Source organism: Bacillus sp. GW823-FHT06A10 (assembly GCF_058795375.1).
The window spans coordinates 965577-988972 of sequence record NZ_JBXAHT010000002.1; the positions used below are offsets into that span (position 1 = coordinate 965577).

The following is a 23396-nucleotide window of genomic DNA, read 5'->3' on the forward strand; positions in this document are numbered from 1 at the left end:
AGGATGGGAAAGTATGAGTTTTTTTAAAAAACTAAAAGAAAAAATTTCAAAACAAACGGATACAGTTACAGAGAAATTTAAACACGGATTAGAAAAAACTAGAAATTCATTTGCGGATAAAGTGAATGATTTAGTGTATCGTTACCGTAAAGTGGACGAAGATTTCTTCGAAGAGTTAGAAGAAATCTTAATTGGTGCAGACGTTGGCGTTGCGACGGTAATGGAATTAATTGATCAATTGAAAGAAGAAGTACAACGTCGTAACATTCAAGATCCAAAAGAAGTACAAGCTGTTATTTCAGAAAAACTAGTGGGAATTTACAAAGGTGACAGCGATTTCAGTAACGAAATTAATATGCAAGAGGACCAATTAACGGTTGTTTTATTTGTTGGTGTTAACGGTGTAGGAAAAACGACAACAATTGGTAAACTGGCGCATAAGTTTAAATCAGAAGGTAAGTCAGTCCTATTGGCAGCAGGAGACACATTCCGTGCTGGGGCGATTGAACAATTAGAAGTATGGGGCGATCGCGTTGGTGTAGAAGTGATTAAACAAGGATCCGGATCTGATCCAGCGGCGGTTATGTATGACGCTGTACAAGCTGCGAAAGCACGTAAGGTAGATGTATTACTATGTGACACAGCAGGACGCTTACAAAATAAAGTAAACTTAATGAAAGAGTTAGAGAAGGTGAAGCGTGTAATTGAGCGTGAAGTACCAGGTGCTCCTCATGAAGTATTGCTTGTTATTGATGCAACAACAGGACAAAACGGTTTAAGCCAAGCGAAAACATTCCGGGAGGCAACGAATGTAACTGGTATTGTTTTAACGAAGTTAGATGGAACTGCTAAAGGTGGTATTGTATTAGCGATTCGTAACGAAATGGATGTACCGGTGAAGTTTGTTGGATTAGGAGAGCAAATGGATGACTTGCAGCAGTTTGATCCAGAACAATATGTGTATGGTTTATTTGCGAACTTAGTAGAAACAGAAGAAGTATAAGCGAAAGAAGCGGTATTTCCGCTTCTTTTTCTATAAAAATATATGATGTTAAGAAAAAAACTTGACACTCTTTTGGACTCCATGTAAACTAATTCATGTAAAGGGAAATCACTTAACAAAGGATGATCCAACATGCTCGAAAAAACAACGAGAATGAACTATTTATTTGATTTTTATCAATCGTTGTTAACGCAAAAACAAAGAAGTTATATGTCGCTTTATTATCTAGATGATTTATCTCTTGGTGAAATTGCGGAAGAATTTGATGTAAGTCGCCAAGCCGTGTATGATAACATTAAACGGACTGAAGCGATGCTTGAAGAATATGAAGAAAAATTAGTATTACTTCAAAAGTTTCAAGAGCGACAGCGACTTGTTGCAAAGCTAAAACAGCTAATCAGCGAAGAAGAGCATGTGAATGAAGAAATGAAACAAGTTGTTGAAGCTATCGAAAAATTAGATTAGGAGGGCGGCAATATGGCATTTGAAGGATTAGCCGACCGACTTCAACAGACAATGCAAAAAATCCGTGGCAAAGGAAAAGTTTCTGAAGCCGATGTGAAAGAAATGATGAGAGAAGTTCGTCTAGCTCTTTTAGAAGCAGATGTTAACTTTAAAGTAGTAAAAGATTTTGTGAAGCGTGTGTCTGAACGTGCTGTCGGACAAGATGTAATGAAAAGTTTGACACCTGGACAACAAGTAATTAAAGTTGTACAGGAAGAACTTACAGAACTTATGGGCGGAGAGCAAAGCAAAATTGCTGTTGCTAATAAGCCACCGACTGTTATTATGATGGTTGGTCTGCAAGGTGCGGGTAAAACAACGACGACAGGTAAGCTTGCGAATTTACTTCGTAAAAAGCATAATCGTAAACCGATGCTTGTTGCAGCTGATATTTACCGTCCAGCAGCAATTAAACAGCTTGAAACATTAGGGAAGCAATTGGACATGCCTGTATTTTCTTTAGGAGATCAAGTAAGTCCTGTTGAAATTGCGAAACAAGCGATTGCAAAAGCAAAAGAAGATCATCATGATTATGTTTTAATCGATACAGCGGGTCGCCTGCATATTGATGAAGAACTAATGGATGAATTAGCGAAAGTTAAAGAAGTTGCGAAACCGGATGAAATTTTCCTTGTTGTCGATGCGATGACGGGACAAGACGCGGTAAATGTTGCACAAAGTTTCCATGAACAGTTAGGTTTAACAGGTGTTGTATTAACGAAATTAGATGGTGATACGCGCGGTGGTGCTGCATTATCTATTAAGGCTGTAACAAACACACCGATTAAATTTGCAGGTATGGGTGAAAAACTAGATGCAATTGAAGCGTTCCATCCAGAGCGTATGGCATCCCGTATTTTAGGGATGGGCGATGTCTTAACATTGATTGAAAAAGCGCAAGCTACAGTTGATGAAGAGAAAGCAAAAGAACTTGAGCAAAAAATGCGTACGCTTTCGTTTACGCTTGACGATTTCCTAGAACAACTTGGACAAGTGCGTCAACTTGGGCCGCTTGATGAATTGTTAGGAATGCTTCCTGGTGCAAATAAAATTAAAGGGCTGAAAAATGCGCAAGTTGATGAAAAACAAATTGGGCATATTGAGGCAATTATTCGTTCTATGACTAAATTAGAACGAGAACAACCGGAAATAATCAATGCTAGTCGCAAAAAGCGCATTGCCAAAGGTAGCGGTACAACTGTACAAGAAATCAATCGTCTAATCAAACAATTCGATGACATGAAAAAAATGATGAAGACGATGACTGGAATGCAAAAAGGCAAGAAAAAAGGACTAGGTGGATTGAAGTTTCCATTCATGTAAGGAAAAAAAGATGGCTCTGTTAAGAAAAAATACTTTACAAAGCAATAGTCTTTTTGCTAATATAATTATCTGTGTGAAATAAATTCGGAGGTGCTTTATAAATGGCAGTTAAAATTCGTTTAAAACGTATGGGAGCTAAAAAAACTCCTTTCTATCGTGTAGTTGTTGCAGATTCTCGTTCTCCTCGTGACGGACGTTTCATTGAGGAAATCGGAACTTACAATCCAGTTGCTCAACCAGCTGAAGTTAAGATCAACGAAGAAGCAGCATTAAAATGGTTAGGAAATGGTGCTAAACCATCTGATACAGTTCGTAACTTATTCTCTAACCAAGGTATCATGGAGAAATTCCACTTATCTAAACAAGGTAAGTAATTGAGGCAATGACTATGAAGAAGTTAGTCGAGACGATTGTCAAGCCTCTTGTCGATCATCCTGAAGATGTAAAAGTTACACAGGAACTTTACAACGGAGAGATAAAGTATCGATTAACTGTACATCCTGAGGATGTTGGAAAAGTCATTGGAAAGCAAGGGAGAGTTGCGAAAGCGATTCGAATGCTCTTGTATTCAGTGGGACATCATAATGATGAGAAAGTAACACTGGAAATTCAATAAACGTAAAAAGGGCGAGGAGTTATTCCTCTCCCTTTTTTAACATTTAAATAGAGATTGCATGTTCCATCTATGAAATGGAGATGCTTAATTTATATAGAAACCAGGGGTGACATACTATTTATGACAAAGTGGTTTAACGTAGGGAAAATTGTAAATACTCATGGCGTAAGAGGAGAAATCCGTGTTATTTCTCGTACTGATTTTCCAGAAGAGCGATATAAAGTAGGAAACACACTATACATATCGAATGAGAAAGACACAGACTACCTTCCGGTGAAGGTAACTTCTCATCGCCAACATAAGACATTCGATTTATTAACATTTGAAGGATATAACAATGTAGATGAAGTAGAGAAGTTTAAAGGTTCTTTAATAAAAGTACCAGAAGAGCAGTTAGGCGAACTTGCTGAAGGTGAATACTACTATCACGAAATTATTGGTTGCAGCGTTGTAACGGAAGAAGGAGAAGCGCTAGGGACAATCAAAGAAATTCTCTCTCCTGGTGCAAATGATGTTTGGGTGATTAAACGTCCGAAGGGTCAAGATCTTTTAATTCCTTATATTGATGACGTTGTACTTCAAGTTAATATTGAAAATAAATTAGTAACCATTCATGTAATGGAAGGGTTGCTATAATGAAAATTGATATTTTAACGTTGTTCCCAGACATGTTTACCGGTGTATTTGGATCTTCTATATTAAAGAAGGCGCAAGAAAAAGAAGCGGTAAACCTTCGTGTTGTTAACTTTCGTGATTATACAACAAGTAAGCATAATAGCGTAGACGATTATCCTTACGGCGGAGGAGCTGGTATGGTGCTTACTCCTCAGCCTATTTTTGATGCTGTAGAAGATTTGACGAAAGAGACAGAGCGTAAGCCGAGAGTTGTCTTAATGTGTCCGCAGGGCGAAAGATTTACGCAGAAGAAAGCGGAAGAGCTTGCAGAGGAAGAACATTTGATCTTTGTATGTGGGCATTATGAAGGGTATGACGAACGAATTCGTGAGCATCTCGTAACGGATGAGATTTCTATTGGTGACTATGTATTAACGGGCGGAGAATTAGCTTCTATGGTTATTACTGATAGTGTTGTACGTCTCTTGCCAGGCGTGCTAGGAAATCATGCTTCACAAGTGGAGGATTCGTTTAGTACAGGTTTATTAGAGCATCCTCATTATACACGTCCGGCTGATTTTCGTGGTATGAAGGTACCGGATGTATTAATGTCAGGGAATCATAAAAATATTGACGAATGGCGACATAAGGAATCTTTGCGCCGTACGTATACGCGTAGACCTGATTTGTTAGATGATAGAGATCTATCTAAACAAGAGAAAAAATGGCTTGAGGAAATAAAGCGAGAGCAGTAATAACTTCATATATTTGCTATTGCAACAGGCCTAGTAATATGCTATTATAACATTTGTGCTACTGAAATCAGTAGCCGTATTAACGATGTTCCGCTGTAATTTATTAAGACTTTATAAGAGCATCTGTTTAAAGGAGAGAATTTAATATGCAACAATTAATCGCAGAAATTACAAAAGGCCAATTAAAAACTGACCTTCCTTCATTCCGTCCTGGTGACACTTTACGTGTACACGTAAAAGTTGTTGAGGGAACTCGTGAAAGAATTCAGCTTTTCGAAGGTGTTGTAATTAAACGTCGTGGTGGCGGAATTAGTGAAACATTCACAGTTCGTAAGATTTCTTACGGTGTAGGTGTTGAGCGTACATTCCCAGTTCACACGCCAAGAATCGCGAAAATCGAAGTACTTCGCCGTGGTAAAGTACGTCGTGCTAAGTTATACTACTTACGTAACCTTCGCGGTAAAAAAGCACGTATTAAAGAAATTCGATAAGACATGTATGGGAGCTTGTAAATGCACAAGCTCCCTTTTTCCAATCTATATGAAATTTTGGTATAATACGAACAGCTTACATAACCGTGGAGGGGAAATGCATGAAAAAAGAGAAGAGTTCACTTTGGGAATGGATTAAAGCAATTTTGATTGCTGTTGTATTAGCTGGTGTTATTAGACAGTTTTTCTTTGCTCCAATTCTCGTAGACGGGGTATCGATGGCACCTACTTTACATGATCGTGATCGAATGATTGTGAATAAAATTGGTTATCACATTGGAGATCCAAAACGCTTTGATATTATCGTATTTCGAGCAACAGAAGATAAAGATTACATTAAGCGCATTATAGGCCTGCCAGGCGATGAAATAGAGTATCGTAATGATAAACTGTATGTTAACGGAAAGGCTTATGAGGAGCCGTATTTAGACAAGCAGAAAAAGCAAATTGCTGACGGACCGCTTACATATGATTTTAATCTTGAAGAAATGACAGGCAAGAAAACTGTTCCAAAAGATCAATTATTTGTTTTAGGTGATAATCGTCGTTTTAGTAAAGATAGCCGTTCAATCGGTACGATTTCAAAGGATCAAGTAATTGGTAAAGCCAATATGTTATATTGGCCGTTAGAAGACGCACGTATTGTGAAATAAATGAAAAAGAAGGTGGCAACATGGTAATTCAATGGTTTCCAGGGCATATGGCGAAGGCTAGACGCCAAGTAACGGAGAAATTAAAATTAATTGATGTTGTAATTGAGCTTGTAGATGCTCGATTACCATTATCATCTCGAAACCCAATGATTGATGAAATCATTACACATAAGCCGAGGCTTGTTGTTTTAAATAAAGCGGATATGGCAGATGATCGTTTAACAAAACAATGGATCGCATATTTTAAAGAAAAAGGCCATATGGCAATTTCGATTAATGCGCAAGCTGGACAAGGTATGAAAGAAATTGCAGCAGCTTGTAAAGTGCTTGTTAAAGAAAAATTTGATAAAATGGTTGCAAAAGGTATTAGACCGAGAGCGATTCGCGCATTAATTGTAGGTATACCAAATGTTGGTAAATCTACATTAATTAATAAATTGGCAAAGAAAAATATTGCTAAAACAGGAGATCGTCCAGGTGTGACAACAGCTCAACAATGGATTAAAGTTGGGAAGGAAATGGAATTGTTAGATACGCCAGGTATTCTGTGGCCTAAATTTGAAGATCAATTAGTGGGTCTTCGCTTAGCGACGACGGGTGCAATTAAAGATTCAATTTTAAATTTACAAGATGTAGCTGTTTACGCATTACGTTTTATGGAGAAACATTATTCAGAACGCTTGAAAGAACGCTACAATTTAAATGAGATTCCAGAAGATATTGTGGAATTATTCGATGCAATTGGAAAAAATAGAGGCTGCTTAATGGGCGGCGGAATGATTGATTATGATAAGACATCTGAGCTTGTACTTCGTGAGCTTCGTGGTGGCAAACTTGGAAAAATGACGTTTGAAACACCGGAAGAGTTTGCAGAGCAAGTAGAAGATGTGGAAAAAATAGAAGAAGTATAAGACGTGCGTTTGTGCGTCTTTTCTTTTTGGATACGTTTAAAAAGGAGCTTGTATAAATGCAAACAATGACGATAAAAGAAGCGGAAAATGTATTGGAAGAAATTATGAATGAAGAAGATGATCGCTTTCAACTGTTAATGAAAGATGAGCGAAAAGGCGTTCAAAAGCTCGTTTTGAAGTGGTATAAACAAAAAGAGTTAGAACAGAAAGAAAAAGAGAAGTTTTTTGAAATGTCCAAGTATGAAAATGCTTTGCGTGAAAAAGGGGTCACGTATATCGCGGGTATTGATGAAGTAGGGCGCGGGCCATTGGCTGGGCCTGTTGTGACGGCAGCTGTCGTTCTTCCTGAGGATTTTTATATTCCAGGGTTAAATGACTCAAAAAAGCTGAGTGAAGCGAAACGTGAGCGTTTTTATGATGAAATAAAAGTACAAGCGATTGCAATTGGAGTTGGAATTGTATCACCGCAAGTTATTGATGAAATTAATATTTACCAAGCAACGAAACAAGCGATGTTAGATGCTGTTGCAAATTTATCTTATACACCCCAACATTTATTAATTGATGCGATGAAGCTTCCCACACCAATTCCGCAAACTTCAATTATTAAAGGTGATGCGAAAAGTGTTTCGATTTCAGCTGCATCCATTATCGCAAAAGTAACGAGAGATCGTATGATGAAAGAACTGGGAGAGAAGTATCCTGAATACGGATTTGAGCAACATATGGGATATGGCACAAAGCAACATTTAGAGGCAATTGAAGTGCATGGAGTATTAGAGGAACACCGAAAGTCATTCGCGCCAATTAAAGATATGATTCAAAAATAAGCTGTAAATATACAGCTTATTTTTTATTTTGGCATATAAACATTACTATTTCCGAAAAAGAATAAAGCGATTTCAGTTTTCTGACACTTTATTGTAGACAGCGTGCCAATCATCTTATACAATGGCAATGTAATGTTTTTTAAACATTAAAAAACTTTTCGAGTAAAACAGGAAAACAGGGGAGGATGGGACCATGAATATCCATGAGTATCAAGGTAAGGCAGTCCTTAGAAGCTATGGGGTTAGCGTTCCGAACGGGAAGGTTGCATTTACAGTAGAAGAAGCTGTAGAAGCAGCGAAAGAATTAGGAACAGATGTATGTGTAGTGAAAGCACAAATTCACGCTGGTGGACGCGGCAAAGCTGGCGGAGTAAAAGTTGCAAAAAATTTAGATGAAGTTCGTACATATGCAGAAAGCATTTTAGGAACTACACTTGTGACACATCAAACAGGTCCTGAAGGTAAGGAAGTAAAACGCTTACTTATCGAAGAAGGTTGCGATATTAAAAAAGAATATTATGTAGGTCTAGTTTTAGATCGTGCAACTTCTCAAGTTGTTTTAATGGCTTCTGAAGAAGGCGGAACAGAAATTGAAGAAGTAGCAGAAAAAACACCTGAAAAAATCTTTAAAGAATATATTGATCCGGCAGTAGGCTTACAAGGTTTCCAAGCGCGCCGAATTGCATTTAACATCAATATTCCAAAAGAGCTTGTAGGACAAGCTGTGAAGTTTATGATGGGCTTATACCGTGCGTTTATTGAAAAAGATTGCTCTATCGCTGAGATTAACCCACTTGTTACAACAGGTGAAGGTAAAGTTATGGCACTAGATGCAAAATTAAACTTTGATTCCAATGCGTTATATCGCCATAAAGACATTTTAGAGCTTCGTGATCTTGACGAAGAAGATGCAAAAGAAATTGAAGCTTCAAAATACGACTTAAACTACATTCCTTTAGATGGAAATATCGGTTGTATGGTTAATGGTGCAGGTTTAGCGATGGCTACAATGGATATCATTAAACATTACCACGGTGACCCAGCTAACTTCTTAGATGTTGGTGGCGGTGCAACTGCTGAAAAAGTTACAGAAGCATTCAAAATTATCCTTTCTGACAAAAATGTAAAAGGTATCTTCGTTAACATTTTTGGTGGCATTATGAAGTGTGATGTTATTGCAGAAGGTGTTATTGAAGCAACGAAACAGGTAGGTCTTGAGTTACCTTTAGTTGTACGTCTTGAAGGTACAAACGTAGAACTAGGTAAGAAAATTTTAAATGAGTCTGGCTTAAATATTGTTGCAGCAGAATCTATGGCAGACGGTGCACAAAAAATTGTTTCACTAGTGGGCTAATAGAAAGCGGGGGAGAAAAATGAGCGTATTAGTTAATAAAGATACAAAAGTTATTGTTCAAGGTATTACAGGTTCTCAAGGTTTATTCCATACAAAACAAATGATTGAATACGGTACGAAAATTGTCGGTGGTGTAACGCCAGGTAAAGGTGGCACTGATATTGAAGGTGTACCAGTATTTGATACTGTAGAAGATGCAGTGAAAGCAACAGGCGCAAACGCTTCAGTTGTATACGTTCCACCCGCTTTTGCGGCTGATGCAATTATGGAAGCAGTTGATGCAGAAATTGATTTAGTAGTATGTATTACTGAAGGAATTCCTGTATTAGATATGGTAAACGTAAAGAGATATATGGCTGGTAAACATACACGTTTACTTGGACCAAACTGCCCAGGTGTTATCACGCCTGATGAATGTAAAATCGGTATTATGCCAGGATACATTCATAAAAAAGGTCATGTAGGTATCGTATCGCGCTCTGGTACTTTAACGTATGAAGCTGTACATCAGTTAACACAAGAAGGTATTGGACAATCTACTGCTGTAGGTATCGGCGGGGACCCTGTTAACGGTACAGACTTTATTGATGCGTTAAAAGCATTTAATGAAGATGAAGAAACACATGCTGTAATTATGATTGGTGAAATCGGCGGTACAGCAGAAGAAGAGGCAGCTGAATGGGTAAAAGCTAATATGACAAAACCTGTTGTAGGCTTCATTGGTGGTCAAACAGCGCCTGCTGGCAAACGTATGGGCCATGCTGGTGCAATCATTTCTGGCGGTAAAGGAACTGCTGCTGAAAAGATTAAAACAATGGAAGCTTGTGGTATTAAAGTAGCTGAAACTCCAGCAGTTATGGGAGAAACGCTAATCTCTGTTTTAAAAGAAAAAGGTTTATTTGAGACTTGCAAAAACTATTAATCTGTTGAAAAGACACCCTCTTACTTGAGGGTGTCTTTTTACACTTTTTCTGTTTACATAATAAAAATTATGGGTAAGGAGAATTGAGATGAAAAGAGAGCGATTATTACATCTTCATTACTTGCTAGCAGATTATTGGAAAGCGATGGAGAGGCTACTATATGTCGATCCAGAATTAAAGAACATATATACTTTTAACGAAAAACAAATGGAATACTACACTGGAATATCCTCGAAAAAATCTTCAGAACTAGTGAAATTTCTTCAAAGTTCAAATCTTCCGCAATATATATCTTATTTAGAGAAAAATCGTATTTTTTATATAACGATATGGGATGAAAATTATCCGCAATTATTACGTGAAATACAAGATCCTCCCTTCGTTTTATATGGAAAAGGAGAGAAAGATTTTCTCAATAAAGTAAATAAATTAGCAGTTGTTGGAACGAGAGAACCATCATTATATGGTCATGAGAGTTTGAAGTTTATTTTACACCCTTTATTAGAAAGAGAGTGGCTTATTGTCAGTGGGTTTGCAAAAGGGATAGATACAATGTCTCATGAGATTACAGTAAGGCATCATTGCCCGACTATTGCGATATTAGGGCACGGATTGTCGTTTATGTATCCGAAAGAAAATAGACATTTATATGAAATGTGGAAGGAATATATATTGTTATTGACAGAGTATCCTCCGCACTATGCACCGAAAAAATGGTATTTTCCAAAAAGGAACCGGATTGTTAGTGGTATAAGTAAAGGTGTTTTAGTTGTAGAAGCCAAATCGAGAAGTGGAACACTTATTACTGCAGACCTTGCGTTAGAGCAAAATAGAGAGGTGTTTGCGCTTCCTGGACCTATATTTATAGAGGGGGCATCGGGAACGAATCATCTTATTCAAAAAGGAGCAAAATTAGTAAGAAATGCAGAAGATATCTTGGAGGAGATTTTAAATTAACCTTATATTTTTAAATTTTTATTAAACAATTATTGACAAATGGTAGATTGGCACTGTATGGTATATTCATTCTTGATTGACAAAAACAAGAGAAATCAATAAGATTAATGAAGACTTGAATCCACCTCTTAAGGAGGCACTAGCATGTCAGATTACCTCGTAATCGTGGAGTCGCCTTCTAAGGCGAAGACCATTGAGAAATATTTAGGGAAAAAATACAAAGTTGTCGCGTCTATGGGACATGTTCGCGATTTGCCAAAAAGTCAAATGGGGATAGAAGTAAAGAACAACTTCACCCCGAAGTATATTACCATTCGTGGTAAAGGTCCCGTCTTAAAGGATTTAAAATCAGCGGCGAAAAAAGCAAAGAAAGTTTATCTCGCGGCCGATCCAGACCGCGAAGGGGAAGCGATTGCTTGGCATTTAGCGAATACGTTAAATGTGGACGTTGAATCAGATTGTCGGGTTGTGTTTAATGAGATTACGAAAGATGCAATCAAAGAATCATTTAAACATCCTCGCGCAATTAATATGGATTTAGTAGATGCACAACAAGCAAGACGCATACTTGATCGTCTTGTTGGTTACAATATTAGTCCTTTATTATGGAAGAAAGTAAAAAAAGGATTAAGTGCAGGGCGTGTACAATCTGTAGCAGTTCGTTTAATCATCGAACGTGAAAAGGAAATTCAAAGCTTTGAACCTGAAGAATTCTGGACAATTAAAACAGAATTTGTAAAAGGAAAAGACACATTTGAAGCAAGTTTTTACGGTGTAGATGGTGAAAAAGTTCAATTAACGAATGAAACGCAAGTGAATGAAATAATTGAACAGATGAAAGACAATGCGTTTTCAGTTGAAAATGTAACGCGCAAAGAGCGAAAACGTAATCCTGCATTACCGTTTACAACATCTTCCTTGCAACAAGAAGCAGCACGTAAGTTAAATATGCGAGCAAAGAAAACGATGATGCTTGCACAGCAATTGTATGAAGGGATAGATCTTGGAAAACAAGGAACTGTAGGTCTTATTACGTATATGAGAACTGATTCAACACGTATCTCAGAAACAGCTCAAACAGAGGCACGTACTTACATCACTGAAGCGTATGGTACGGAATACATAGGAACAGAAAAGAAGAAAGAATCGAAAAAGTCAAATGCACAAGATGCACATGAGGCAATTCGTCCTACTTCGGTAATGAGAAAGCCAGAGGAACTGAAAAGTTTCTTAAGTCGTGATCAACTTCGATTATATAAATTGATTTGGGAGCGATTTGTTGCAAGTCAAATGGCGTCTGCTATAATGGATACTGTGACAGCGAGACTCATTAATAACAATGTTCAGTTCCGTGCAAGTGGATCGGTTGTAAAGTTCCCAGGATTTATGAAAGTGTATGTAGAGTCGAAAGATGATGGTGCGGAAGAAAAGGATAAGATGTTGCCGCCTTTAGAAGTAGGGGAAACTGTATTTTCAAAGGATTTAGAACCGAAGCAACATTTTACACAACCTCCTCCGCGCTATACAGAGGCCCGTCTAGTAAGAACACTTGAAGAACTTGGAATTGGAAGACCGTCGACTTATGTACCTACACTTGAAACGATTCAAAAACGTGGATATGTAGGTTTGGATAATAAACGCTTCGTTCCGACTGAACTTGGTGAAATAGTAATTGAACTTATTTTAGAGTTTTTCCCAGAAATTATTAACATTGAATTTACTGCCAATATGGAGCAAAGCCTTGATGAAGTAGAAGAAGGAAATGCCAATTGGGTGAAAATTGTTGATGATTTCTACGTAGGATTTGAACCGCGCTTAGAAAAAGCGGAAAAAGAAATGCGTGAAGTGGAAATTAAAGATGAGCCAGCTGGGGAAGACTGTGAATTATGCGGACATCCAATGGTCTTTAAAATGGGTAAATACGGGAAGTTTATGGCTTGTTCGAATTTCCCTGATTGTCGTAATACAAAAGCGATTGTGAAAGAAATCGGTGTAACTTGTCCGAAATGTGAAGAAGGACAAATTATTGAGCGTCGCAGTAACAAAAAGAAACGTCTTTTCTATGGATGCGGTACGTATCCAGAGTGTGACTTTGTATCTTGGGATAAGCCAATTGGTCGTAAATGTCCGAAGTGTGAAGGCATGCTTGTAGAGAAAAAGTTAAAAAAAGGCGTGCAAGTACAATGTATTTCGTGCGATTATGAAGAAGAACAACAAATGTGAGCGTAACTGCTCACATTTTTTTCGGGAAGAAAAGGAAAGGTGATATAAATGACAACACAAGTAGTAAACGTCATTGGCGCAGGTCTTGCAGGAAGTGAAGCAGCTTACCAAATTGCAAAACGTGGTGTCCAAGTTAGATTATATGAAATGAGGCCGGTAAGGCAAACACCAGCTCATCACACAGATAAATTTGCTGAATTAGTATGTAGTAACTCACTTCGTGCAAACACTTTAACAAATGCAGTTGGAGTTATTAAAGAGGAAATGCGTTTAATGGATTCTGTAATTATTCGTGCGGCAGACGAGTGCTCTGTACCAGCTGGAGGTGCTTTAGCTGTAGACCGTCATGAGTTCGCAGCTAAAGTAACAGAATACGTAAAAAACCATCCGAATGTAACTGTAGTGAACGAAGAGCTTACTGAAATTCCAGAAGGACCAACAATTATTGCAACAGGTCCACTTACATCTCCTGATCTTGCTGCACAATTAAAAGAACTAACAGGTGAAGATTATTTCTATTTCTACGATGCGGCAGCACCAATCGTAGAAAAAGACAGCATTGACATGAATAAAGTATATTTAAAATCGCGTTATGACAAAGGTGAAGCTGCATATTTAAATTGCCCAATGACAGAAGAAGAGTTTGACCGTTTTTATGAGGCTTTAATTGCTGCTGAGACAGTGCCTTTAAAAGAGTTTGAAAAAGAAATTTTCTTTGAAGGTTGTATGCCAGTAGAAGTTATGGCAAGTAGAGGGAGACAGACGCTAGTATTTGGACCTATGAAACCTGTTGGATTGGAAGATCCAAAAACAGGAAAAACGCCATATGCTGTTGTTCAGTTGCGTCAAGATGATGCAGCGGGAACTTTATACAATATCGTAGGTTTCCAAACGCATTTAAAATGGGGACCACAAAAAGAAGTGCTACAGTTAATTCCGGGACTGGAAAATGCAGAGATTGTACGTTATGGTGTAATGCATCGTAATACGTTTATTAATTCACCTAATTTGCTTCGTCCAACATATCAATATAAACAACGTGATGATTTATTCTTCGCTGGTCAAATGACTGGAGTAGAGGGATATGTTGAATCAGCAGCATCAGGATTATTAGCGGGAATTAATGCTGCACGTCTTGTGCAAGGTGAAGAGCCAGTTGTATTACCGTCAGTAACTGCAATGGGTAGCATGGCAAATTACATTACGGCAACGAATGCTAAAAACTTCCAACCGATGAATGCGAACTTCGGTCTATTTGCACCGTTAGAGAAAAAGATCAAAAAGAAAGCGGAACGAAATGAAGCATACGCAACACGCGCTTTAGAAACAATTCAAAATTTTGTAAATATTTAGTTAAATTTCTTGCAAAGGCTACTAAGTTGTGATACGATTTAGTAGCCTTTATTGAGGTGAGTTGTGTGAATGTGAAGAAATTGTTACAATTATTCGTTGGATATTTACAAATTGAAAGAAATTATTCAAAATATACAATTGCAAGTTATCAAAATGATTTAGAACATTTTGTGCAATTTATGGAGCGAGAAGGCATATCCTCTTTTTTAGACGTTACATACGCGGATGTTCGTTTGTACTTAACGACGTTGCACGATGAAAAGTTAGCCCGTAAATCTGTCGCAAGAAAAGTATCAAGCTTACGAAGTTTATATCGTTTTTTGATGCGTGAAGGTTATCGAAAAGATAATCCGTTTGCACTTGCGTCACTCCCCAAAAAAGAATTGTCAATCCCAAAGTTTTTATATGCTGAAGAGTTAGAGGAATTATTTGAAGTTTCTGACACGGGAACACCATTAGGTCAAAGGAATCAAGCTTTATTAGAGTTGATGTATGCGACTGGAATCCGTGTGAGTGAATGTGTCAATTTACAACTTACCGATATTGACTTTGCGGTGGGAACAATTTTAGTAATGGGAAAAGGAAAAAAACAAAGGTATATTCCGTTCGGAAGCTATGCGCAAGATTCTTTAATTACTTATATAGAGAATGGGAGAAAACAGTTAGTTAATAAGACTGACGAAGACTCTCGTATGGTATTTTTAAATGCGAAAGGTACACCGCTAACAAGTCGTGGAGTACGTTATGTTTTAAATGAACTCATTAAAAAGGCGTCACTGACAATGCGGATAAGTCCCCATATGTTAAGGCATACATTTGCTACACACATGTTAGATGAAGGGGCGGATTTACGTACTGTACAGGAGCTATTAGGTCATGAGAATTTGTCGACTACACAAATTTATACGCATGTCTCTAAAGAAAGATTGCGTTCTGTTTACATGAAGCATCACCCGCGGGCATAAATTGCTTTAAAAGCTATAAAAACAAATAAAGGAGTTTTTTCTATGGGGAATTTCCACGCTACAACGATATTTGCAGTTCATCATAATGGAGAATGTGCAATGGCTGGAGATGGTCAGGTGACAATGGGAAATGCTGTTGTAATGAAACATACAGCTCGTAAAGTTCGCAGACTTTTCCAAGGTAAAGTTTTAGCTGGTTTTGCAGGTTCAGTTGCTGATGCATTTACTCTTTTTGAAATGTTTGAAGGAAAATTAGAAGAGTATAATGGCAACTTGCAGCGTGCTGCTGTTGAAATGGCAAAACAATGGCGTGGCGATAAAATGTTACGTCAACTAGAAGCGATGCTCATTGTCATGGATAAAACAACTATGCTTCTTGTTTCAGGTACAGGAGAAGTGATTGAACCGGATGATGGTATTTTAGCAATTGGATCTGGTGGAAATTATGCGCTTTCTGCAGGTCGTGCTTTAAAGCAATATGCAAGTGAACACTTAACAGCGAAACAAATTGCGAAAGCGAGTTTAGAGATTGCTGGTGATATTTGTGTTTATACGAATCACAACATAATTGTTGAAGAATTGTAGAATCGTAAGGGAGGCATTTTATATGCATTTACATTTTACTCCGCGCCAAATTGTGGAAAAATTAGATCAATATATCATCGGTCAAAAAGACGCAAAGAAAGCGGTTGCTGTAGCGTTGAGAAATCGATACCGTCGCAGTAAATTAGCTGAAAATTTACGTGATGAAATAGCACCTAAAAACATTTTGATGATTGGACCGACAGGTGTTGGGAAAACAGAGGTAGCACGACGAATGGCGAAACTCGTTGGAGCACCTTTTATTAAGGTTGAGGCTACAAAATTCACAGAAGTTGGATATGTGGGTAGAGATGTAGAGTCGATGGTACGTGACCTTGTGGAAACATCGGTTCGTATCGTAAAAGAAGAAATGGTAGTGAAAGTTCAAGATAAAGCAGAAGAGCAAGCGAATCAACGTCTTGTTGAAATTTTAGTACCGAGTCCGGAGAAGCAATCTGGATTTAAAAATCCATTAGAGATGCTTTTTGGGGGCGCTCAAAATTCGAGTCAAACGTCTGATACACAAGAAGATGGTGAAATCGAAAAGAAACGTCAAGATGTGGAGAGAAAGCTTGCTGCAGGGCTTCTTGAAGAAGAGATTGTATCGATTGAAGTGACTGAGCAACAGTCGTCAATGTTTGATATGTTACAAGGAACTGGCATGGAGCAAATGGGAATGAATTTCCAAGATGCGTTAGGGAGTTTTATGCCGAAAAAAACAAAAAAACGTAAACTTTCTGTAAAAGAAGCAAGAAAACTCTTGACAAATGAAGAGGCACAGCGCTTAATTGATATGGATGAAGTTACACAAGAGGCTGTTTATCGTGCTGAACAGCTCGGGATTATTTTTATTGATGAAATTGACAAAATTGCTGGTAAGCAGTCGAATAGCGTAGATGTATCACGTGAAGGTGTGCAACGTGACATTTTGCCTATTGTAGAAGGGTCGAATGTTGCGACAAAATACGGATCAGTAAAAACGGATTATATTTTATTCGTTGCAGCTGGAGCGTTCCATATGTCTAAACCGTCGGATTTAATTCCGGAATTGCAAGGGAGATTTCCGATTCGAGTAGAATTAACAAAATTATCGACAGACGATTTTGTTAAAATATTAATCGAGCCTGACAATGCGTTAATTAAACAATATATGGCATTATTAGCGACCGAAGGTATAGAAATTGAATTTTCAGACGAAGCTATTCGTAAGATTGCTGAGATTGCTTATCAAGTTAATCAGGATACAGATAATATTGGAGCAAGAAGACTTCATACGATTATGGAGAAGCTCCTTGAAGATTTATCGTTTGAAGCATCTGAAATTACGTTAGAGAAAATAACGATAACCCCTCAATACGTTGAGGAGAAATTAGCAACAATTGCTAAAAATAAAGATGTGAGCCAGTTTATTTTGTAATAGTGTCATCAGGTGACTCGCCCTAGTTTCCAAGTGATGAAAAAATATGTGAGTAACATGTAGGAGGAACTTTTGAAATGGAATTATTAGCAAAAACAAGAAAATTAAATGCGTTATTACAGAGCGCAGCAGGGAAGCCTGTAAACTTTAGAGAAATGTCTGACACAATGTGTGAAGTAATCGAAGCAAACGTATTCGTAGTTAGTCGTCGTGGTAAATTACTAGGTTATGCAATTCACCAACAAATCGAAAACGAACGCATGAAGCAAATGCTTGCAGAACGTCAATTCCCAGAAGAATATACACAAAGCTTATTCAACATTACAGAAACATCTTCAAACTTAGATGTGAACAGTGCTTACACAGCATTCCCGGTAGAAAACAGAGAATTATTTGGTCAAGGTTTAACTACAATCGTACCAATCGTTGGTGGTGGTGAGCGTCTAGGTACATTAGTATTAGCTCGTCTTGGTCAAGAGTTCTTAGATGACGATTTAATCCTTGCTGAGTACAGCTCAACTGTTGTAGGCATGGAAATCTTACGTGAAAAAGCAGAAGAAATCGAAGAGGAAGCACGTAGTAAAGCTGTTGTTCAAATGGCGATCAGCTCATTATCTTACAGTGAGTTAGAAGCAATTGAGCATATCTTCGAAGAATTAAATGGAACAGAAGGTTTACTTGTTGCAAGTAAAATTGCTGATCGTGTAGGAATTACTCGTTCTGTAATCGTAAATGCACTACGTAAATTAGAAAGTGCTGGTGTAATTGAGTCTCGCTCTTTAGGTATGAAAGGAACATACATTAAAGTGCTAAACGACAAGTTTCTACAGGAACTTGCTAAATTAAAAACAAACTAATTTATAAAAAACTCTCCTCGATCGAGGAGAGTTTTTTTTGTGCAATGGATTGATGGCGCTTGTGAAAAGTGCCATAAGCGTGTTTTCTGGGAAAACTATTAATTGTGTTTTACTTTTTTGCTTAAAAGAAATGAAGGTTGGTAATACTAGAATTCGAGTATGAACAAAGAAAGTTTTACATTGTTCGCATTTTCGACTTGATTGTAATATTTCAGTATGATATAGTAAGCAGTGGTGTCAGTACAAAGTACACACGTTTACTGATTTAAGTGTTGGTGCTACGTTTGTAGTTTCGCTTAGAGATGAAGTAAACGGAGGATATCAAAAACCATTTAGGAGGAACTATATTATGTCAGTAATTTCTATGAAGCAATTGCTTGAAGCTGGTGTTCATTTCGGACATCAAACTCGTCGTTGGAACCCAAAAATGAAGCGTTACATTTTCACAGAGCGTAACGGTATCTACATCATCGACTTACAAAAAACTGTGAAAAAAGTTGAGGAAGCTTACAGAACGATGCGCGACATCGCTGCTGAAGGTGGAGACATCTTATTCGTAGGTACTAAAAAACAAGCACAAGAAGCTATTAAAGAAGAAGCAACTCGTGCTGGTATGTACTTCGTTAACCAACGTTGGTTAGGCGGAACTTTAACAAACTTCCAAACAATCCAAAAGCGTATCAAGCGTCTTAAAGATATCGAAAGAATGCAAGAAGATGGTACTTTCGAAGTACTTCCTAAGAAAGAAGTTGTTCAACTTAAAAAAGAGTTAGAGCGTCTTGAGAAATTCTTAGGCGGTATTAAAGATATGAAAGGTCTTCCAAGTGCATTATTCGTAGTAGACCCTCGTAAAGAGCGTATTGCAGTTGCTGAAGCACGCAAATTACACATTCCAATCATCGGTATCGTTGATACAAACTGTGATCCAGACGAAATCGATCACGTTATCCCAGCAAACGATGATGCAATTCGTGCTGTAAAACTTCTTACATCTAAAATGGCAGACGCGATCCTTGAAGCAAAACAAGGTGAAGAAACTGTTACTGCGTAACAAAGTTGGAAAGGTGATAAGGGGTTCGGCCTTTTATCACCTTTTTTAAGGTATAAACACCTTTATAAAAGGTATAAATACATATTTTAGGAGGATGAAAAATATGGCAATCACTGCTCAAATGGTAAAAGAATTACGTGAAAAAACTGGCGCAGGTATGATGGACTGCAAAAAAGCTTTAACAGAAACTAACGGCGACATGGAGAAGGCAATTGACTTCTTACGCGAAAAAGGTATTGCGAAAGCTGCTAAAAAAGCAGACCGCATTGCTGCTGAAGGTTTAACTTTCATCGAAACAAACGGTAACGACGCTTTAATCTTAGAATTAAACTCTGAAACTGATTTCGTTGCGAAAAACGAAGGTTTCCAAGCACTAATTAAAGAATTAGCTGCTCACTTATTAACTAACAAACCAGCTAACGTTGAAGAAGCTATGGCTCAAACAATGGAAAACGGTAAAAACGTTGAAGAGCACATCAACGAAGCAATCGCTAAAATTGGTGAAAAACTTACACTTCGTCGTTTCGAAATCGTATCAAAAACTGATGCAGATGCATTCGGCGCTTACCTACACATGGGTGGACGCATTGGTGTATTAACAGTTCTTGAAGGTTCTACTGATGAAGCTGCTGCTAAAGATGTTGCAATGCACATCGCTGCAGTTAACCCTAAATACATCGACCGCGATGCTGTAACAGCTGAAGAAGTTGAGCATGAGCGTCAAGTATTAACACAACAAGCATTAAACGAAGGCAAGCCTGAAAAAATCGTTGCAAAAATGGTTGAAGGCCGTCTAGGCAAATTCTTCGAAGAGATTTGCTTACTTGACCAAGCATTCGTTAAAAACCCTGATATGAAAGTTCGTCAGTTCGTTGAGTCTAAAGGCGGAACATTAAAAGGATTCGTTCGCTACGCTGTTGGTGAAGGTATCGAAAAACGCGAAGACAACTTTGCTGAAGAAGTAATGAACCAAGTAAAAGGTAGTAACTAATACAGATTAGGGAACACATTGTGTTCCCTTTTTTAAAATAAAGATGTAAGCAATTGGAGGTTCATTATGAGTAAACCGAAATATAATCGTGTCGTTTTAAAGCTAAGTGGAGAAGCTTTAGCTGGAGAGCAAGGATTTGGAATTAATCCAACTGTTATTAAGTCAGTTGCAGAACAAGTAAAAGAAATTGCAGAACTTGATGTAGAGGTTGCTGTTGTTGTTGGTGGCGGTAACATTTGGCGTGGGAAAATTGGAAGTGAAATGGGCATGGATCGTGCAGGAGCAGATTACATGGGCATGTTAGCTACAGTTATGAATTCATTAGCTCTTCAAGATAGCTTGGAGAATATTGGAATCCAAACTCGTGTACAAACTTCAATTGAGATGCGTCAAGTGGCAGAGCCTTACATTCGCCGTAAAGCAGTTCGTCACTTAGAGAAAAAACGTGTTGTTATCTTTGCAGCAGGTACAGGTAATCCATACTTCTCTACAGATACAACAGCAGCATTACGTGCAGCGGAAATCGAAGCAGACGTTATTTTAATGGCAAAAAATAATGTGGATGGCGTATATAGCGCAGATCCATCTATTGACCCAACAGCTACGAAATACGAAACGCTTACTTACTTAGATGTATTAAAAGAAGGTTTAGGTGTAATGGATTCTACAGCTTCTTCTCTATGTATGGATAATGATATTCCATTAATTGTATTCTCAGTTATGGAAAAAGGTAATATTAAACGTGCCGTTTTAGGCGAAAATATTGGAACAGTTGTAAGGGGGAAATAAATATGGGACAACAAGTATTGAAGTCTTCAAATGAAAAAATGGAAAAAGCAGTTGCTGCTTATTCTCGTGAATTAGCAACAGTTCGCGCTGGTCGTGCAAGCTCGTCTGTATTAGATAAGGTACAAGTTGATTACTATGGTGCACCAACACCAGTTGTGCAATTAGCGAACATTACAGTTCCAGAAGCACGTTTACTTGTAATTCAACCTTATGATAAAACTTCTATCGGTGATATCGAAAAAGCAATTTTAAAAGCAGATTTAGGCTTAAACCCTTCTAATGATGGAACTGTAATTCGTATTGCATTCCCTGCATTAACAGAAGAGCGTCGTCGTGATCTTGTTAAAGTTGTGAAAAAATATGCTGAAGAAGCAAAAGTAGCTGTTCGTAACGTACGTCGTGACGGAAATGATGATCTTAAGAAGCTTGAAAAATCTGGCGAGATTACAGAAGATGATTTAAGAGGATATACTGAAGATATCCAAAAAGAAACAGATAAATATATTGCAAAAGTTGACGAAATCGCAAAAAACAAAGAAAAAGAAATCATGGAAGTGTAATAGCGATAACTTCGCAAATATGACCCTCTTCTTAAGGGGGTCTTTTTACACTTTTAGGCATACGTCTGCTTGTTGGAGGGTATGAATGATGTTTAAAAACTTTCCTTTTTTTAAAGGTAAAAAGGACACATCGTTTGATCATCTCGTTGAAGAAGTGAAAAAAGGATATATCCCAGAACATATTGCCATCATTATGGATGGGAATGGAAGATGGGCAAAGAGGAGAGCAATGCCTCGTATTGCGGGACATCATGAAGGTATGCAAGTTGTAAAGAAAATTACAAAATTTGCAAGTAAACTTAATGTGAAAGTGTTAACTCTTTATGCTTTTTCAACTGAGAACTGGAAAAGACCGAAAAAGGAAGTTGATTATTTAATGAAGCTTCCAGAAGAATTTCTAGGTACATTTTTACCAGAATTGATTGAAGAAAACGTACAAGTCCGAGTAATAGGGCAAAAAGATCGTCTTCCTACGCATACACGCAGAGCGATGGAGAAAGCCATGGAAGATACGAAAGAGAATACGGGATTAATTCTTAATTTCGCGTTAAACTATGGAAGTCGAGATGAAATCGTTTCTGCTGTGCAACATATGATGAAAGATAATGAGGAAGGAAAAATTCGTTCTGAAGAGGTAAGTGAAGAAATGCTTTCCTCCTACTTAATGACGAGTTCTTTACCTGATCCAGAGTTGTTAATCCGAACAAGCGGAGAGCTACGTATTAGTAATTTCATGTTATGGCAAATTGCATATTCGGAGTTTTGGTTTACAGATGTGTATTGGCCAGACTTCAAAGAAGAACATTTGCTAAATGCGATTACTGACTTTCAACATAGAGGGCGCAGATTCGGAGGCGTGTAGAAAGAGAGGGTTTGGTAGTGAAACAGAGAATTATTACTGGAGTGGTTGCTGCCGCGCTATTCATTCCCATCGTAATATACGGTGGCGTGCCTTTTACGGTTTTAGTGTATGCACTTGCTTCTATAGGTTTATATGAATTAATTCGTATGAATAAGCTTACGCTTATTTCAGTACCGACAGTTTTAGCTGCAGTATTATTGTGGATTCTTTTAATTCCAAGTAGTGCATCAGAACTGTTTACATGGATTGGATTAGGTAAATTGGAAATCACATTTGTGATTGTTTTATTACTTTTATCATATACAGTCCTTTCTAAGAATACATTTACTTTTGATAATGCTTCATTTTTACTAATGGCAACGACATATGTGGCAATGGGATTCTTATATTTAAATGAAACGAGAATATTAGGAATTAAATATGTGTTTTGTGCATTATTTGTTATATGGGCTACTGATTCAGGCGCATATTTCGTAGGAAAAGCATTAGGCAAGAGAAAATTGTGGCCAGAAATTAGTCCAAATAAAACGATTGAAGGTTCATTAGGCGGCATCGTTTGTGGAATTATTGTGGCACTTGTTTACAACGTGTTCTTCCCAGTCGAATCGAATGTAGTAATTTTAATTGTGCTGACAATTATCATTTCTATTTTTGGACAAATTGGTGATTTAGTACAATCTGCTTTTAAACGTCATTATGGCGTAAAGGATTCAGGTACAATTTTACCTGGGCATGGTGGTATATTAGATCGAACAGATAGTTGGTTATTTGTTTTACCAATTCTCTACTTCTTATTACAATACAATTAATA

General features: G+C 37.6%; 26 protein-coding genes. All 26 read left to right on the forward strand.

The window, feature by feature from the left end; translation table 11 throughout:
- The first annotated feature begins 13 nt into the window (after positions 1-13).
- The 26 genes from ftsY to cdsA all read left to right on the forward strand — a co-directional run bounded on the left by ftsY (position 14) and on the right by cdsA (position 23394).
- Entirely contained in the window at positions 14-1003 is a 990-nt protein-coding gene (ftsY, locus tag AC1Q8M_RS19910; protein ID WP_000007642.1) for a signal recognition particle-docking protein FtsY, read from the forward strand.
- Between the two features lie 132 nt (positions 1004-1135).
- The gene (locus tag AC1Q8M_RS19915; protein WP_000891062.1) at positions 1136-1468 is read left to right on the forward strand and encodes a putative DNA-binding protein; all 333 of its coding nucleotides are present in this window, start codon (positions 1136-1138) and stop codon (positions 1466-1468) included.
- A gap of 12 nt (positions 1469-1480) precedes the next feature.
- Positions 1481-2830 (forward strand): signal recognition particle protein, encoded by a 1350-nt coding sequence (gene ffh / locus AC1Q8M_RS19920; protein ID WP_000863460.1) that lies wholly within the window; start codon positions 1481-1483, stop codon positions 2828-2830.
- A gap of 101 nt (positions 2831-2931) precedes the next feature.
- Positions 2932-3204, forward strand: a complete 273-nt coding sequence (gene rpsP, locus AC1Q8M_RS19925; protein WP_000268750.1) for a 30S ribosomal protein S16 — start codon at positions 2932-2934, stop codon at positions 3202-3204.
- Between the two features lie 14 nt (positions 3205-3218).
- The gene (locus AC1Q8M_RS19930; protein WP_000737399.1) at positions 3219-3446 is read left to right on the forward strand and encodes a KH domain-containing protein; all 228 of its coding nucleotides are present in this window, start codon (positions 3219-3221) and stop codon (positions 3444-3446) included.
- 120 nt (positions 3447-3566) lie between these two features.
- Positions 3567-4082: a ribosome maturation factor RimM gene (gene rimM / locus AC1Q8M_RS19935; RefSeq protein ID WP_000170272.1), complete on the forward strand. Its 516-nt coding sequence runs from the start codon at positions 3567-3569 to the stop codon at positions 4080-4082.
- A complete protein-coding gene (trmD, locus tag AC1Q8M_RS19940) occupies positions 4082-4816 on the forward strand; it encodes a tRNA (guanosine(37)-N1)-methyltransferase TrmD (RefSeq protein ID WP_000686899.1) in 735 nt (244 codons plus the stop codon). Before rimM ends, trmD begins: the two co-directional genes overlap by 1 nt.
- 146 nt (positions 4817-4962) lie before the next feature.
- The gene (gene rplS, locus AC1Q8M_RS19945) at positions 4963-5307 is read left to right on the forward strand and encodes a 50S ribosomal protein L19 (RefSeq protein WP_001186516.1); all 345 of its coding nucleotides are present in this window, start codon (positions 4963-4965) and stop codon (positions 5305-5307) included.
- Between the two features lie 101 nt (positions 5308-5408).
- Positions 5409-5960, forward strand: coding sequence for a signal peptidase I (lepB, locus tag AC1Q8M_RS19950; RefSeq protein ID WP_000711852.1), 552 nt, complete (start codon positions 5409-5411; stop codon positions 5958-5960).
- Between the two features lie 20 nt (positions 5961-5980).
- The gene (gene ylqF / locus AC1Q8M_RS19955) at positions 5981-6871 is read left to right on the forward strand and encodes a ribosome biogenesis GTPase YlqF (RefSeq protein ID WP_098361300.1); all 891 of its coding nucleotides are present in this window, start codon (positions 5981-5983) and stop codon (positions 6869-6871) included.
- A 56-nt stretch (positions 6872-6927) separates the two neighbouring features.
- Positions 6928-7701, forward strand: a complete 774-nt coding sequence (gene rnhB, locus AC1Q8M_RS19960) for a ribonuclease HII (protein WP_001194259.1) — start codon at positions 6928-6930, stop codon at positions 7699-7701.
- 193 nt (positions 7702-7894) lie between these two features.
- Positions 7895-9055 carry an ADP-forming succinate--CoA ligase subunit beta gene (gene sucC / locus AC1Q8M_RS19965; protein WP_001020790.1) on the forward strand — a complete coding sequence of 387 codons (1161 nt, stop codon included), beginning with the start codon at positions 7895-7897 and terminating at the stop codon, positions 9053-9055.
- 19 nt (positions 9056-9074) lie between these two features.
- Positions 9075-9977: a succinate--CoA ligase subunit alpha gene (gene sucD, locus AC1Q8M_RS19970; RefSeq protein WP_000115178.1), complete on the forward strand. Its 903-nt coding sequence runs from the start codon at positions 9075-9077 to the stop codon at positions 9975-9977.
- 88 nt (positions 9978-10065) lie between these two features.
- On the forward strand, positions 10066-10935 hold the full coding sequence (gene dprA, locus AC1Q8M_RS19975; protein WP_098855701.1) for a DNA-processing protein DprA: 870 nt from the start codon (positions 10066-10068) through the stop codon (positions 10933-10935).
- A 144-nt stretch (positions 10936-11079) separates the two neighbouring features.
- Complete coding sequence (topA, locus tag AC1Q8M_RS19980; protein WP_001286955.1) at positions 11080-13158, forward strand: type I DNA topoisomerase; 2079 nt, start codon at positions 11080-11082, stop codon at positions 13156-13158.
- A 48-nt stretch (positions 13159-13206) separates the two neighbouring features.
- The gene (gene trmFO / locus AC1Q8M_RS19985) at positions 13207-14511 is read left to right on the forward strand and encodes an FADH(2)-oxidizing methylenetetrahydrofolate--tRNA-(uracil(54)-C(5))-methyltransferase TrmFO (protein ID WP_000213006.1); all 1305 of its coding nucleotides are present in this window, start codon (positions 13207-13209) and stop codon (positions 14509-14511) included.
- Positions 14512-14576: 65 nt separating this feature from the next.
- Entirely contained in the window at positions 14577-15476 is a 900-nt protein-coding gene (gene xerC / locus AC1Q8M_RS19990) for a tyrosine recombinase XerC (protein WP_001101245.1), read from the forward strand.
- A 42-nt stretch (positions 15477-15518) separates the two neighbouring features.
- Positions 15519-16061, forward strand: a complete 543-nt coding sequence (gene hslV / locus AC1Q8M_RS19995; RefSeq protein WP_000526274.1) for an ATP-dependent protease proteolytic subunit HslV — start codon at positions 15519-15521, stop codon at positions 16059-16061.
- A 22-nt stretch (positions 16062-16083) separates the two neighbouring features.
- Entirely contained in the window at positions 16084-17475 is a 1392-nt protein-coding gene (gene hslU / locus AC1Q8M_RS20000) for an ATP-dependent protease ATPase subunit HslU (protein ID WP_000550085.1), read from the forward strand.
- A 77-nt stretch (positions 17476-17552) separates the two neighbouring features.
- Positions 17553-18332, forward strand: coding sequence for a GTP-sensing pleiotropic transcriptional regulator CodY (gene codY, locus AC1Q8M_RS20005; protein WP_000421290.1), 780 nt, complete (start codon positions 17553-17555; stop codon positions 18330-18332).
- A gap of 349 nt (positions 18333-18681) precedes the next feature.
- On the forward strand, positions 18682-19383 hold the full coding sequence (gene rpsB, locus AC1Q8M_RS20010; protein ID WP_000111485.1) for a 30S ribosomal protein S2: 702 nt from the start codon (positions 18682-18684) through the stop codon (positions 19381-19383).
- 103 nt (positions 19384-19486) lie between these two features.
- A complete protein-coding gene (gene tsf / locus AC1Q8M_RS20015) occupies positions 19487-20374 on the forward strand; it encodes a translation elongation factor Ts (protein ID WP_001018577.1) in 888 nt (295 codons plus the stop codon).
- A gap of 66 nt (positions 20375-20440) precedes the next feature.
- Positions 20441-21163: a UMP kinase gene (pyrH, locus tag AC1Q8M_RS20020; protein WP_000042669.1), complete on the forward strand. Its 723-nt coding sequence runs from the start codon at positions 20441-20443 to the stop codon at positions 21161-21163.
- Between the two features lie 2 nt (positions 21164-21165).
- On the forward strand, positions 21166-21723 hold the full coding sequence (frr, locus tag AC1Q8M_RS20025; protein WP_098511875.1) for a ribosome recycling factor: 558 nt from the start codon (positions 21166-21168) through the stop codon (positions 21721-21723).
- Positions 21724-21808: 85 nt separating this feature from the next.
- Positions 21809-22585, forward strand: a complete 777-nt coding sequence (gene uppS / locus AC1Q8M_RS20030) for an undecaprenyl pyrophosphate synthase (protein ID WP_000971296.1) — start codon at positions 21809-21811, stop codon at positions 22583-22585.
- 17 nt (positions 22586-22602) lie between these two features.
- Positions 22603-23394, forward strand: a complete 792-nt coding sequence (cdsA, locus tag AC1Q8M_RS20035) for a phosphatidate cytidylyltransferase (RefSeq protein WP_000813592.1) — start codon at positions 22603-22605, stop codon at positions 23392-23394.
- Positions 23395-23396 lie beyond the last annotated feature (2 nt).

What these genes read in the sequence shown, in the direction of transcription:
- hslU (WP_000550085.1), top strand. Translation starts at nt 16,084, where the DNA reads ATGCATTTACATTTTACTCCGCGCCAAATTGTGGAAAAATTAGATCAA.
- ylqF (WP_098361300.1), top strand. Translation starts at nt 5,981, where the DNA reads ATGGTAATTCAATGGTTTCCAGGGCATATGGCGAAGGCTAGACGCCAA.
- sucD (WP_000115178.1), top strand. Translation starts at nt 9,075, where the DNA reads ATGAGCGTATTAGTTAATAAAGATACAAAAGTTATTGTTCAAGGTATT.
- trmFO (WP_000213006.1), top strand. Translation starts at nt 13,207, where the DNA reads ATGACAACACAAGTAGTAAACGTCATTGGCGCAGGTCTTGCAGGAAGT.
- uppS (WP_000971296.1), top strand. Translation starts at nt 21,809, where the DNA reads ATGATGTTTAAAAACTTTCCTTTTTTTAAAGGTAAAAAGGACACATCG.
- frr (WP_098511875.1), top strand. Translation starts at nt 21,166, where the DNA reads ATGGGACAACAAGTATTGAAGTCTTCAAATGAAAAAATGGAAAAAGCA.
- AC1Q8M_RS19930 (WP_000737399.1), top strand. Translation starts at nt 3,219, where the DNA reads ATGAAGAAGTTAGTCGAGACGATTGTCAAGCCTCTTGTCGATCATCCT.
- hslV (WP_000526274.1), top strand. Translation starts at nt 15,519, where the DNA reads ATGGGGAATTTCCACGCTACAACGATATTTGCAGTTCATCATAATGGA.
- codY (WP_000421290.1), top strand. Translation starts at nt 17,553, where the DNA reads ATGGAATTATTAGCAAAAACAAGAAAATTAAATGCGTTATTACAGAGC.
- rimM (WP_000170272.1), top strand. Translation starts at nt 3,567, where the DNA reads ATGACAAAGTGGTTTAACGTAGGGAAAATTGTAAATACTCATGGCGTA.
- rpsP (WP_000268750.1), top strand. Translation starts at nt 2,932, where the DNA reads ATGGCAGTTAAAATTCGTTTAAAACGTATGGGAGCTAAAAAAACTCCT.
- lepB (WP_000711852.1), top strand. Translation starts at nt 5,409, where the DNA reads ATGAAAAAAGAGAAGAGTTCACTTTGGGAATGGATTAAAGCAATTTTG.
- tsf (WP_001018577.1), top strand. Translation starts at nt 19,487, where the DNA reads ATGGCAATCACTGCTCAAATGGTAAAAGAATTACGTGAAAAAACTGGC.
- sucC (WP_001020790.1), top strand. Translation starts at nt 7,895, where the DNA reads ATGAATATCCATGAGTATCAAGGTAAGGCAGTCCTTAGAAGCTATGGG.
- rpsB (WP_000111485.1), top strand. Translation starts at nt 18,682, where the DNA reads ATGTCAGTAATTTCTATGAAGCAATTGCTTGAAGCTGGTGTTCATTTC.
- rnhB (WP_001194259.1), top strand. Translation starts at nt 6,928, where the DNA reads ATGCAAACAATGACGATAAAAGAAGCGGAAAATGTATTGGAAGAAATT.
- AC1Q8M_RS19915 (WP_000891062.1), top strand. Translation starts at nt 1,136, where the DNA reads ATGCTCGAAAAAACAACGAGAATGAACTATTTATTTGATTTTTATCAA.
- trmD (WP_000686899.1), top strand. Translation starts at nt 4,082, where the DNA reads ATGAAAATTGATATTTTAACGTTGTTCCCAGACATGTTTACCGGTGTA.
- ffh (WP_000863460.1), top strand. Translation starts at nt 1,481, where the DNA reads ATGGCATTTGAAGGATTAGCCGACCGACTTCAACAGACAATGCAAAAA.
- ftsY (WP_000007642.1), top strand. Translation starts at nt 14, where the DNA reads ATGAGTTTTTTTAAAAAACTAAAAGAAAAAATTTCAAAACAAACGGAT.
- dprA (WP_098855701.1), top strand. Translation starts at nt 10,066, where the DNA reads ATGAAAAGAGAGCGATTATTACATCTTCATTACTTGCTAGCAGATTAT.
- rplS (WP_001186516.1), top strand. Translation starts at nt 4,963, where the DNA reads ATGCAACAATTAATCGCAGAAATTACAAAAGGCCAATTAAAAACTGAC.
- topA (WP_001286955.1), top strand. Translation starts at nt 11,080, where the DNA reads ATGTCAGATTACCTCGTAATCGTGGAGTCGCCTTCTAAGGCGAAGACC.
- pyrH (WP_000042669.1), top strand. Translation starts at nt 20,441, where the DNA reads ATGAGTAAACCGAAATATAATCGTGTCGTTTTAAAGCTAAGTGGAGAA.